General features: G+C 57.9%; 12 protein-coding genes. 5 read left to right on the top strand and 7 right to left on the bottom strand.

Features of this window, described 5'->3' with window-relative positions; translation table 11 throughout:
- Positions 1-120 precede the first annotated feature (120 nt).
- The 3 genes from mraZ to QP324_RS05040 all read right to left on the bottom strand — a co-directional run bounded on the left by mraZ (position 121) and on the right by QP324_RS05040 (position 1945).
- Positions 121-555 carry a division/cell wall cluster transcriptional repressor MraZ gene (gene mraZ / locus QP324_RS05050; RefSeq protein WP_005324499.1) on the bottom strand — a complete coding sequence of 145 codons (435 nt, stop codon included), beginning with the start codon at positions 553-555 and terminating at the stop codon, positions 121-123.
- A 450-nt stretch (positions 556-1005) separates the two neighbouring features.
- Complete coding sequence (locus tag QP324_RS05045) at positions 1006-1404, bottom strand: DUF3040 domain-containing protein (RefSeq protein WP_239278959.1); 399 nt, start codon at positions 1402-1404, stop codon at positions 1006-1008.
- 109 nt (positions 1405-1513) lie between these two features.
- Positions 1514-1945, bottom strand: coding sequence for an SAV_6107 family HEPN domain-containing protein (locus QP324_RS05040; RefSeq protein WP_239278961.1), 432 nt, complete (start codon positions 1943-1945; stop codon positions 1514-1516).
- A gap of 227 nt (positions 1946-2172) precedes the next feature.
- Between QP324_RS05040 and QP324_RS05035 the strand changes: the two genes are divergently transcribed.
- From QP324_RS05035 to QP324_RS05025, 3 genes are read left to right on the top strand one after another with little or no spacing between them, the layout of a single operon-like run.
- Positions 2173-2727 carry a GNAT family N-acetyltransferase gene (locus tag QP324_RS05035; RefSeq protein WP_239278962.1) on the top strand — a complete coding sequence of 185 codons (555 nt, stop codon included), beginning with the start codon at positions 2173-2175 and terminating at the stop codon, positions 2725-2727.
- A gap of 50 nt (positions 2728-2777) precedes the next feature.
- Complete coding sequence (locus QP324_RS05030) at positions 2778-3857, top strand: polyprenyl synthetase family protein (protein WP_239278979.1); 1080 nt, start codon at positions 2778-2780, stop codon at positions 3855-3857.
- 8 nt (positions 3858-3865) lie between these two features.
- Positions 3866-5356: an alpha-(1->6)-mannopyranosyltransferase A gene (locus QP324_RS05025; protein WP_284768527.1), complete on the top strand. Its 1491-nt coding sequence runs from the start codon at positions 3866-3868 to the stop codon at positions 5354-5356.
- Here QP324_RS05025 and QP324_RS05020 read toward each other — a convergent pair.
- On the bottom strand, positions 5325-5729 hold the full coding sequence (locus QP324_RS05020; RefSeq protein WP_080970387.1) for an Rv2175c family DNA-binding protein: 405 nt from the start codon (positions 5727-5729) through the stop codon (positions 5325-5327). The two genes, QP324_RS05025 and QP324_RS05020, sit on opposite strands and share 32 nt — an antisense overlap.
- Before the next feature lie 10 nt (positions 5730-5739).
- On the opposite strand from QP324_RS05020, the gene QP324_RS05015 reads away from it, so the two are divergent.
- Complete coding sequence (locus tag QP324_RS05015) at positions 5740-7092, top strand: protein kinase (protein WP_284814842.1); 1353 nt, start codon at positions 5740-5742, stop codon at positions 7090-7092.
- Here QP324_RS05015 and QP324_RS05010 read toward each other — a convergent pair.
- Together QP324_RS05010 and QP324_RS05005 are read right to left on the bottom strand one after the other, a co-directional pair.
- On the bottom strand, positions 7089-8477 hold the full coding sequence (locus QP324_RS05010; RefSeq protein WP_284814839.1) for a class II 3-deoxy-7-phosphoheptulonate synthase: 1389 nt from the start codon (positions 8475-8477) through the stop codon (positions 7089-7091). The two genes, QP324_RS05015 and QP324_RS05010, sit on opposite strands and share 4 nt — an antisense overlap.
- Positions 8478-8521: 44 nt before the next feature.
- Positions 8522-9031: a polyadenylate-specific 3'-exoribonuclease AS gene (locus QP324_RS05005; RefSeq protein ID WP_284814837.1), complete on the bottom strand. Its 510-nt coding sequence runs from the start codon at positions 9029-9031 to the stop codon at positions 8522-8524.
- Between the two features lie 74 nt (positions 9032-9105).
- Here QP324_RS05005 and QP324_RS05000 point away from each other — a divergent pair, with 74 nt between their 5' ends.
- Positions 9106-10287: a glycosyltransferase 87 family protein gene (locus tag QP324_RS05000; protein WP_284814835.1), complete on the top strand. Its 1182-nt coding sequence runs from the start codon at positions 9106-9108 to the stop codon at positions 10285-10287.
- Here QP324_RS05000 and QP324_RS04995 read toward each other — a convergent pair.
- Positions 10193-11287 carry a hypothetical protein gene (locus QP324_RS04995; RefSeq protein WP_284814833.1) on the bottom strand — a complete coding sequence of 365 codons (1095 nt, stop codon included), beginning with the start codon at positions 11285-11287 and terminating at the stop codon, positions 10193-10195. The two genes, QP324_RS05000 and QP324_RS04995, sit on opposite strands and share 95 nt — an antisense overlap.
- Positions 11288-11314 lie beyond the last annotated feature (27 nt).

Raw genomic sequence — 11314 nt, 5'->3', positions numbered from 1 at the left:
CAGTGGTGGAAAGCATGCGAGTGCGTATAGGGCCCTGTCCGAGGCAGGTTTCTGATATCGGGGAAGTACACCAGAATCATCCGCCTCGGACAGAGTCCTTACACGCACTCTTGTGCAGGCTTAGAGCAAGCCCGCCAGTACGTCATCGGCATCTGCTGCCGAATAAGCATCTTCAGTTTGCGACTGGTACTCAGCCCACGCGGCTGCGTCCCAAATTTCGAGAAAGTCCACAGAGCCAACCACAACGCACTCCTTAGACAAGTTCGCATATTCCCGATGCCCCGCGGACAACGTAATGCGCCCATGCCCGTCCGGCCGCTGTTCGTCCGCACTTGCTGCCAAGTTACGGATGAAAGCACGTGCTTCTGGGTTGGTTCGAGAAACTGCCGCAGCCTTCCGCGCGCGTGCCGCAAATTCCTCCCGCGGGTACACGGCCAGCGAGTGGTCCTGCCCCTTGGTGACCATGAGGCCACCCGCGAGTTCATCGCGAAACTTTGCCGGAAGCGTAAGACGTCCCTTGTCATCGAGCTTCGGAGTGTAGGTTCCGAGAAACATCCCGGCGTCCACCTTCCTTACTCGAAAACTCCGGATTCTCTTACTTCAGAATCGAGGCCCTTAAGCCCCTCTTTCCTCCGCTGCGCCCCACTCTACCCCACTTTCCCCCACCTAACCCACTTAAAGCGGCGTGTCCCTCAGATAGCTCTCGATTACGTGCAGCTAGATAATGGTTTTTCCAGTGGGAAGAAATCCCGCGAAAGGCCTTGACAGCTCACTACAATCACCCCACTCACCCCACCCGTAACACCAATATAATGCGCCCCACTCCACCCACCGACCCCATATGCTGTGTTATCGAGGACTTTTACCTAAGCCCATGGGGCAACTACCCCACGATTGCCCACCCAGCGCCTCATCCGTGGGGCAAAGTGGGGAATTTTGGCGAGATACAAAAGTGCCCCGGTTGACCCTCACTGGGTCAACCGGGGCGAACTAAATTAAAAAGCGCTAACGCTCCTCAAAGCGGCGACGGAAGTTTTCCTCCAACTTGCCACTGACTCCACCACTGCGGGACGCGGATTTCTTTGCACGAGCGCTGGAATAATGGCCCTGGGCGGAATGCCCAGATCCATCTCCGCGCAGCATCCACACACCTGCGGCAAACATCACCAAAAAGCCCGCGATAGAAAGCACGATAAACCACAGGCTTTGCTGCGCGAGAGCAACACCGCCGACAAGCATGCAAAGGCCAACGACAACGAGCGCTACACCTCGGAGGGTTACCGCACCGCCGGATCCGCCGAACGACGTAGGCTCAGAAACGGAAGCGCCAAACTTAGGATCGTCAGCAAGTAACGATTCCTCAATTTCACGGAGCGTACGCTGCTCCTGCTCAGAAAGGGACACTGTTCCTCCAACTAGGGATTGAGCTTCGGGCGGTAATGGTTCTACCTATACTAACGCCCAGAATAATCAGTATGTTCCCCAAAAGGTAGTGAGCGCCCCCACGGAGTGACTACGCAGCAAAAGCGCCGAAAGTAGTCCCTGTCTCACTTTCATCCAAAAATTGTGCGGCATGCTGCATGAGACCATAAACATATTCCTCGCTCGGCGCTTCATCCAGCCCCGAAGACACGCGCGCACGAGTCCGCGAATATCCCTTAAAGGATTCAGCCCACCGTTTGCCTTCCACACCGACGAGCGCTAACCGATCCCATGCACTGGAGGGAAGGCGGCGGCGCCGAGCCACGACAGATGCAGCTACTCGTGCGCCAGCAGTACGTAAAGCCGATTGGTACGCCACCTCTAAAGCTTGATCGAATCGTCCCTCAGCCGCATAACCGCGCGCAGCGTCTAATAATTCTCGCGCCTGGAAGAGAAAACGTGCCCGCTTGCCACCTTCTCGCCCAAGAGAATGGGTACGCGTTGCCGAAATAATCTGTGCCATTGCCTCTGTCCTTAACTAAATAAATAACGTCGTTGAACTGCCCCTGACCCTAAGCAAGCCGCTAGACATTTCACCCCCGAGCATAGTTCACCTGTTCGATTTAAGCAACGTTAATAGCTGGCCACACGCTTTTTCCAGCCTTCTTGTTCGATTTACTTTTGTGAATTTCGAAGAACATAGCGAGCCCTGCTTTCCCTCCGCCACAGACTTCTGGTGTCATAGGAAGAGTGAGCTTTGAAATTCGCCGCCTAACCCCGCCAGAATTCTCCCTGCTAGCCCCACAGTTGGTTGAGATTTACATCGAGGCAATGCACTACAATCCCGCAATCTTGCATAGCCGCATTTCAAGCTGGCGAAATGACGTGACCCGCCCCGGATTCGGCGCGCAGATTGTCACCCATGAAAATGGCATCGTCGGCGTGGCCTATGGGTTCTTAGGCTCCCCAGATAGCTGGTGGGACGCTGAACTTCGCCGCGGGCTCCGCCTACAAGGCGGGCCCACCGAAGAGCAGTGGGACATTGTGCGCAACTACTTTGAGCTGGCTGAGATCCACGTCTTGCCGCAGTACCAGGGGCACGGCCTAGGCAGAAAGCTTTTGGAAGGATTGCTGTGGAATGCCCCGGCGCGCTATGCGCTGTTGTCCACACCCGAGGTGCCGAACGAGGATAACGGTGCCTTCCGTCTTTATAGAGCCGTCGGCTTCTTCGATGTCCTCCGTGATCATCTCTACCCCGCCGATGCTCGCCCCTTTGCCATATTGGGCGCAAGCCTGCCGCTGTAAACCTCTGTTATTTCTTGCGCAGCCTAGCCGGTATCGTGTGGGGTGTGACTATGCAGAATATTCCTGAGCTTGCGGACATCCCCGGTGCGGTGCGCGAGGAACTCGCCACCTTTCTCGATCAACGCCGAGAGCAGGTGGCCGAAATCGGCGCCCCTGTGACCAAGGCCGTGAGCTTTTTGGAATCCTTCGTGCTTGACGGTGGCAAGCGAGTACGACCTACCTATGCCTGGGCGGGCTACCTCGCCGCAGGTCGAGGAGAAGAAGATCCCGCGGCCATGCTCCGCGCGGCCGCCTCTTTGGAATTTATCCAGGCCTGCGCCCTTATCCACGATGACATTATCGATGCTTCCAATACCCGTCGCGGCAATCCTACGGTGCACCGGGGCGTCGAAAAGCTGCACCGCGAATCGGAGTACCTAGGGGATCCAGAGTTCTTCGGCACCTCCGTGGCAATCTTGGTAGGCGATTTAGCACTGGTGTATGCAGAGGACATGTTCCAAGATTCCGGCCTGAGTGCGGCCGCTTTGCACCGTGCTCGCGGCCCCTGGCGCGGCATGCGCACTGAGGTTATCGGCGGGCAGCTCTTGGATATCTCTTTGGAGGCGGCAGGTTCCGAATCGGTAGAGCTTGCCAATTCGGTCAACCGTTATAAGACGGCCGCTTATACCATTGAACGCCCGCTGCACTTGGGCGCCGCTATCGCCGGTGCAAGCGAGGAACTTATCGCTGCCTTCCGCGGCTATGGGCACGATATTGGCATTGCCTACCAGTTGCGTGACGATCAGCTGGGTGTTTTTGGCGATCCCGCGGTGACCGGCAAACCTGCCGGTGATGACCTGCGCGAAGGCAAGCGAACCGAACTTCTAGCGCTAGCGCTCCAGCGCGCGGATGAGTCTGATCCACAAGCTGCTGCTACCTTGCGCAAGCTCATTGGCCGCACCTCAGATCCCCAGGAGCTATCGCGCTTGGCCCAGATCATCGCTGATTCGGGCGCACCAGAAGAAATTGAGCGCCGCATCGATTCCCTAACACAATCGGGACTGCAACACCTGCACTCCGCACAGGTAGATCCCGCGGTCACCGAAACCCTAGAGCAGTTGGCTATCAAGGCTACTGCTCGCCGCAAGTAGGTTGTGCCGTGGCAAAGACGTACTCTTTTCCCATTCCGCGCGCGCTGCCGCTAGGGCTATCTGCCTCCTGCATTTTACTGCTCGCGTCCTTCTCTGGCGGTGCCACCCGCAACCGTGGAGGACTCCTCGAAGCATTAAATATCGGCTTCTTGTCCTATGGACACGGGCGCAATCTCGGCCTCGCGCTGTACTGGGTGGGTATTTTCCTCTTAGCCGCAGCGTGGGTGCTAGCTGGGCGCACCATCATTCGCCCGCAGCTCAAAAATCCTCTCCCCGAGGGCGGCTTGCGCGACATCCAGCGCATCCTCATCGCCTGGGTAGCTCCCCTTTTATTAGCCGGGCCATTGGCCTCACGCGATGTGTATTCCTACCTCATGCAAGGTGCTATGGTTCGCGATGGCTTCGACCCGTATACCGAAGGTGCCGCCGTTAACCCCGGACCCTTCCTCCTTGAGGTATCTCAAGATTGGCGCAATACCACCACGCCTTATGGTCCCCTTCACCTGTGGATAGGAGAACTGGTCACCAGCCTGGTAGGCGATAACGTCACTGCAGGCGTGGTGATCTATAAGATTCTTTCTCTGCTCGGGTTTGTTACCATCGCCTGGTCAATCCCCCGCATCGCCCGCAAACTCGGCGCGGATCCTGCGGTAGCACTGTGGCTTGGTGTAGCTAATCCAGTCATTATCTTGCACCTTATCGGCGGCATGCATAATGAGTCACTCATGGTGGGGATCGTGTCTATCGGCCTGCTAGCGGCATTGCATAAGCGCTTCCACGCCGCCCTCATCCTCGTGGGCACGGCCGTGGCTATGAAGGCAACTGCGGTTATTGCGGCACCGTTTATCGTATGGATGATGCTCCACCACTACGCTCCCAAGGGCTCCAGTAAGTGGCGACAACTTGCTGTCTTTGTGCTATCTGGCATCGCCGCAGTGGCAGAAATCATCGCCGCAGTGGCCCTCATCACGTGGGTTTCCGGCACGTCGTGGGGCTGGCTATCGCAGGTAAGCGGCAATTCCAAGGTGATTAACCCGCTGGCAGGTCCCACCTTGGCCACCGATATTATCTTCCCAGCGGTACAAATATTTATGCCGGATGCGTCCTATAACGCCATCCTGGCCGTCCTGCGCAGCATCGCCATGGCTTGCATGCTCATTGGGCTGGTGGCGGTGTGGTGGCTTTGCCGCAAGGACAACCGCGACGCCATTATGGGCACCGCGGCCGCGTACCAAGTTGCCTTTGTTTTCAATGCCGTGACTCTGCCGTGGTACTACGCCTCAATCTTCACCCTGATGGGCACCTTCCGGCCGCCGCTCTGGCTTATCAAATTCACGACCGGCGTGGCCCTGTTTATCGGCGTCTCGTTCTCTGGCGATGGCAATCACCAGCTCTACAACTGGTTCTGGGTCATCGGCATGATTGTGGTGGCATGGTTTGCCACCCAGTGGATCTTTGAAGACGTGCCTAAAAAGCGGCAGCCTGCGCGCGCCGAATAACCTCGCGGGCAAGGTGACCGTGCAGGGCATCGATCGGGCGGCCCGGCAGCGAGTCATCCTCGGTAAAGAGATGCTTGAAGATTTCGTCGTCCTTATAGCCGCCGTCTGTCAACACGGTAATTGCCGCAGTTACGTGCTTGGCAATAACGCCCTTGTCGTTGAAGAAGGCTAGCGGCACGCGCTTTCCTTCTGGGGAATCCCAGGCAATAAACTTTCGGTCCTGCAGCAGGTCATAAGCGCGGGTGATGGGCAGGTCTAGCTTTTCTGCCACCTGCTGCATGCTGAGCAGTTCTTCGTTTGCGAGCAAGGAATCGAGGGATTTTTCTTGGTTAGTCACGTTCTCTACTTTAACGCGGGCTAGATGATCAGCCATACTGGGAAGCATGACTAGGTTGGAAATTGGTGACGTTCTGGAGAACCGTTACCGGATCGATCGCCCCATTGCCCGCGGTGGCATGTCTACCGTCTATCGCTGCGTGGACATGCGGCTGGGGCGAGCGGTCGCGGCCAAGGTCATGGACGAGCGCTATTCCGATGACCCGGTCTTTATCAAGCGTTTTTCTCGCGAGGCTCGCGCCATGGCCCGCCTGCAGCATCCCAATCTCGTAGCTATTCACGATTTTTCCGCTGACGGCGAGCCCATTTATCTCATCATGGAGCTCATCGATGGCGGTACGCTGCGCGAGCTATTGGCTGAGGGTGGCCCCTTTCCAGTGCAGGCGGCCGCCTCTACCCTGCGCAATGTTCTGCGCGGCTTGGAAGAGGTGCATTCAACCGGGCTCATCCACCGCGACATCAAGCCCGATAATGTGCTTATTACCTCCCACCACCGGGTAAAGGTGGGCGATTTTGGGCTGGTGCGTGCCACCAATGCCGAGGCTACCTCGGACATGATTGTGGGCACCGTGTCCTATCTCGCGCCGGAGCAGGTCACAGGCGAAGAAATTACACCGGCCTCGGACGTGTATTCAGCCGGCATTGTCCTCTTCGAGCTTCTTACCGGCACCGTTCCATTCTCGGGGGATACTCCCCTAGCGCATGCCACGGCCCGTTTGGATTCCGACGTCCCCGCGCCGTCCTCGCGGATTTCTGGGGTGCCCAAGCTTGTCGACGCCCTCGTGGCCACCGCCACTGCCCGCGACCCTCGCGAGCGCTTCGCCGACGCCGGAGAATTCCTCGAGGCGCTCGATGATGTTTGCCGAGAGCTCGATCTTCCGGACGTGACCATCCCCGTGCCAAGGAACGCTGCCGCGGCACGCACGGCACAAGCACCCACGGATTTTTCTGGCACTGGAGCCACGGAAATTTTCGAACCCACCCGCAGCATTCCACAGGGTGAAACGGAGCATCTCGACGGTGGCCCGACTGAAGTCATCCCACCGCAGCGCCTTAGCTTTGAGACGAAACTGGATTTGCCGCAGGCCGGGGCCGCTCCAGAACCGGAGCCGCAATCATTGTCACGCCCCCAGGCACAGCCGTATTCCGCGTCCGAGCCCCCACTCAAACCATTTGCGCCGGCAGCTGCCTCTGCGCCTGCACCGGTACCTGCTCCTGCCCCCGAGCAGCCGGTCCAGAGCACGCATGAAGAACCCGCCGAGCGTCCGCTGACCAACCGCAATCCGCTGTCACTAGTGCTGTACTTAGTAGTGGTCGCGATTGCGGTGGGCGCAGTGGCTATCGGCGGGTGGTGGTTCGGCTCCTCGCTCTACGGCACGACGCCGCACCTGTGGATTTAGTTACGTAGCATCTCCGCGATAAGGAAGGAGAGCTCGAGCGACTGCTGCGTATTAAGGCGCGGATCCACGGCCGACTCGTAGCGGCCCGGCAGATCCACGTCGGTAATGTCCTCGGCGCCGCCCAAGCACTCGGTGACGTCTTCACCGGTGAACTCAAGGTGTACGCCACCCGGGTGGGTGCCCAGTTCGCGGTGAACCTCAAAGAAGCCTTGGACCTCATCCACGATCTTGTCAAAGTGGCGAGTCTTGTAGCCATTAGAAGCGGTGAAGGTATTGCCGTGCATCGGATCGGACTGCCATACCACCTTGTGACCGGAGTCTTCCACCGCCTTCACAATGGCAGGCAGAACCGTGCGCACCTTATCGTGGCCCATGCGCGAGATCATGGTCAGGCGCCCCGGCTCGCGATTCGGGTCCAGCCTTTCCGCGTACTCCACGGCCTGCTCCGGGGTGACGCCCGGCCCCAGCTTGATGCCCACTGGGTTACCAATCATCGCCGCAAAGTTCACGTGGAAATCTTCGATGCCACGAGTGCGCTCACCAATCCATACCTGGTGTGCAGAGAGATCGTAGAGCTTGGTATCGCCGTTATTGTCCTGGCCCAAGCGCAGCATGGAGCGCTCGTAGTCCTTCAGCAAAGCCTCGTGCGAGCAGTAGATATCGGCTGAACGCAGGGTGTCATCGTGCACGCCGCAGGCATTCATGAAGTTCAAACCGTTTTCGATCTCCCGGGCCAAGTCCTGGTAGCGGGCACCAGCGCGGGACTTGCGCACGAACTCGCGGTTCCACTCATGCAGGCGGTAAAGATCCGCAGTGCCGGAAGAGGTCAAAGAACGCACGAGGTTCATTGCCGCCGAAGAGTTCGCGTAAGCGCGGATCATCCGGGCTGGGTCGTGGCGACGAGCCTCATCGGTCGGCTCCACGCCATTGACAATGTCACCGCGGTAGTTCAGCAAACCATTGGAATCCGTATCAGAGGAACGCGGCTTGGCGTACTGGCCAGCGATGCGGCCGAGCTTAACCACGGGAACGGAAGCGCCGTAGGTCAATACCACGGCCATCTGCAGCAGCGTTTTCACATTGCCACGGATATGCGGCTCAGTATTGGACTCAAAGGTTTCCGCGCAATCGCCGCCCTGCAGCAAAAATGCGTTACCCAAGGCAACGTCTGCCAGCTTCTTCTTGAGCGCCTCAATCTCGGGCGCAACCACGATGGGCGGCACGGACTCGAGAATCTTGCGCACGTTATCGGCCTGGGAAGTATCCCAGCTGGGCTGCTGCTTTGCGTCACGCTTGATGACGTCCTGGAAGACCTCGTCGATGCCGGAGGGCAATGGCGGGAGATCTGGGAGAACGCCTTGCGGAATATCTACTGTCCAACTCACACTGCTATTTAACCATCAAGCGCCTATCGCGCGTTAGTTAAATTCTAGATATTAATTCTATTGCCTTTAGAGAGCGGAAGAACTTGAGCGCAGGCACGGAACTTGGCGAGGTTATGGCGGGCGTCGACAAGCGCATCGTGATTGCCCTTAGGGACAGCCGGCAGGCTGGGACGCCCCGCAAACTCCCAGTACTGCTTCAGCTCGCGGGTATAGCGGGGCATGCGTTTAGGCAGTCCAGCCATATCGCCCCACAGCTGCGCCAAAACCACATGATCATAAGCGCCCACCCACGCCCACAGCTCTACCGGGGTTGAGCTCTGGGTCAGGAACTCGAAGACCTCCGTGCGAATGGTCGCCAGAGGTTTCCATACTGGGTCCCGCGGGCTAGGCAGCTTGGCCAATACATTGTCTTTGACCCAAGAATTGGCCTTGGCCGGATCAAAATCCGTAGACACGGCGTAGTATTCGCTGCCATTCTCACCGACGATGCCGATGGAGACCAATTCAATGGTTTGTCCATCTTCAATAAATTCGGTGTCATAGAAGTAGCGCACGTCTCCCAAGCCTAGCGCCGCCTAGTCTGCGGCGATAAATTGGCCCCTTAAAGAGACGGTTGTACACTTCTGGCGTGAAGAAATCTTTGTGGTTTACTGCTTTGCCCTTGTGCCTCTCTGTCCTCGTGGCCCTCTGGTGGCTCATTGATATTCCGGAGCTTTTCTCCGGCCATTTTTCCACGTATTACCACATTGACCTGGACGTTTACCGCGAAGGCGGGGCCGGCTTTGGCAGCGACCTCTACGCCAAGGACTATCTCGTCGGCAGCAATCGCGATGTCTCTCTTCCCTTCACCTATCCGCCCTTTGCGGCGCTGCTTTTTGCCCCACTGAGCTGGATTCCCCTCACCGCCGCGAGCATCCTCATATCTGTCGCCTCCTTACTTGCCCTGTGGGTCTGCGTTGCCCTGGTCCTGCGCTCTCTTGGCTGCCCTGGCTGGGCAGGCTGGGCGCTTCTAGCGGCGATGCTTACTGAACCGATTACGGAGACCTTTAGCTTCGGGCAGGTCAACATCCTGCTCACCGCACTCGTCGTGGTCGATATTCTCTGGCTGCGCCCCGGACGCGGCAGGGGCGTGCTTACCGGTATCGCTATGGCGATCAAGCTCACCCCTGCGGTATTCCTTGCCGTATTTTTCGTCCGCCGCGAATGGCGCGCATTTTTCAGCGCCCTGGGTTCCTTTCTGGCAGCAGGGCTCATCGCCTTCGCCTGCAATCCACATAGCTCCATCCAGTACTGGAGCGAAACACTGCGCGATTCCAACCGCATCGGTGGACTTGCCTATAGCTCCAACCAATCTCTGCGCGGTTTGTTTAGCCGCCTAGTCCCCGAACACGCTGAAAAGCTGTGGCTCGTGGCCGTTGTCCTCGTCGTCGCCATCGTGTGGTTTGCCATGGAGCGCCTCTCTCACGGGAACCAGGCGGTACTCATGCTGCTGGCCGCTTCAGTATCGCTCCTGTGCTCGCCAGTGTCATGGTCGCATCACTTCACCTGGTTGGTATTGGCGGGCGTATTGCTAGTGGCGCAGCGCCACTGGGCGCTCGGTGCGCTGACATGGCTGGCGCTTTTGGCCCGCGGTCATTGGCTCGTCCCCCATGCCAATGACCAAGAGCTGGACTGGGCATGGTGGCAGCACATCGTGGGCAATGACTACGCCATCGTTACCGCTCTGCTGGTTCTTTGCTCGCTACCATTGGCTCTACGACGGGCCGGCGCTTATCAATCCGCGGCGGAACCAGCGTCCAACCAAGGATAGGAACCTTCCCGAGGGCCCAAAGCGCTACCGATGCCGCAGCGGAATAGAAGAAACACATTCCGATCCAGAACCAGGTATTTTCCATCGGCCACTGGCCAGCAAGGCTCACCACATAGTCGCGGTGGGCCATGAAGAAGCCGTACCCCAGTGTCATGCCGATTGGGTGGGCCAAGTAAATGGGCAGGGTATGCCGGCCCACGAACTTTACAAAAGTAGACAGCGCCGGAACATGGCTAATAAGTACAGCACCAACGATGCCCGCTGGGGTTTCAAGCGTCTGCTCCGCAAAGCGGATCAGCAAGTCTAGATCGCCTCGGCCAAGAACGTCCCCGCCTGGAAGTGGCCACTGCACCGCTACCTCGCCTTCGACGGCATTCCAGGTTTGCCGAATGGTAAGTCCCGCGATGTAGCTAATGATTGCCGCACCATATGCCCACAGAGAGCCCTTGCGGAAGGTGCCTTTAAAGGGTGCTTCGGCGGCGTCGGCAAACCGCGTAATAGGCCCGCGGAGATAGGCTGCACCGACAAAGATGGGCAAGAACATGATTGCCTTGCCAATAAAGTAGTAATGATGCTGCCACGCTATAAACAGCAGCGGCGCAAAGCTCAGGCCAATACCTGCCCACGCGGGCAACTTGCGTACGGCCCACAAAAATATATTGAAAAAGATAAGCGCGTGAATGAACCACGCCATGGTATGGCCCAGCAGCAAGTTATAGAGCAGATCCGTAAGCTGCAGATACGAATCACCAAATACCCAGTGGTACTCGATGCGCTTAGTCCACAGCTCAACGGTCATCCACACCGAATAGGGCACGAGGAAAAACCACAGGCGGCGGGTAAAGAGCTCGCTGAAAGAATAGCGAAAGATCTTGGTAGAGAAATAGCCGGATACGAGGAAAAACAAGGGAAGGCGAAGGGGATCCAGCCACATGTTTAGGTCAGCCAACCACGTTAGCTCACCTTCCGGAACCACCAGCGTGACGTGCAAGAGCACCACGCCGATAATGGATACGCCTTTAGCGGT

Origin of the sequence: Corynebacterium sp. UMB0012 (assembly GCF_030216265.1) — a bacterium.
Classification (GTDB): Bacteria; Actinomycetota; Actinomycetes; order Mycobacteriales; family Mycobacteriaceae; genus Corynebacterium.
The sequence above is the reverse complement of the archived record's forward strand: the minus strand, read 5'-3'. Positions and strand labels throughout refer to the sequence as shown.

Bases quoted from the DNA above. Each gene is read 5' to 3' on its own strand.
- mraZ (WP_005324499.1), bottom strand. From the start codon at position 555: ATGTTTCTCGGAACCTACACTCCGAAGCTCGATGACAAGGGACGTCTT.
- QP324_RS05040 (WP_239278961.1), bottom strand. From the start codon at position 1,945: ATGGCACAGATTATTTCGGCAACGCGTACCCATTCTCTTGGGCGAGAA.
- QP324_RS05030 (WP_239278979.1), top strand. From the start codon at position 2,778: ATGCAGAATATTCCTGAGCTTGCGGACATCCCCGGTGCGGTGCGCGAG.
- QP324_RS05020 (WP_080970387.1), bottom strand. From the start codon at position 5,729: ATGGCTGATCATCTAGCCCGCGTTAAAGTAGAGAACGTGACTAACCAA.
- QP324_RS05015 (WP_284814842.1), top strand. From the start codon at position 5,740: ATGACTAGGTTGGAAATTGGTGACGTTCTGGAGAACCGTTACCGGATC.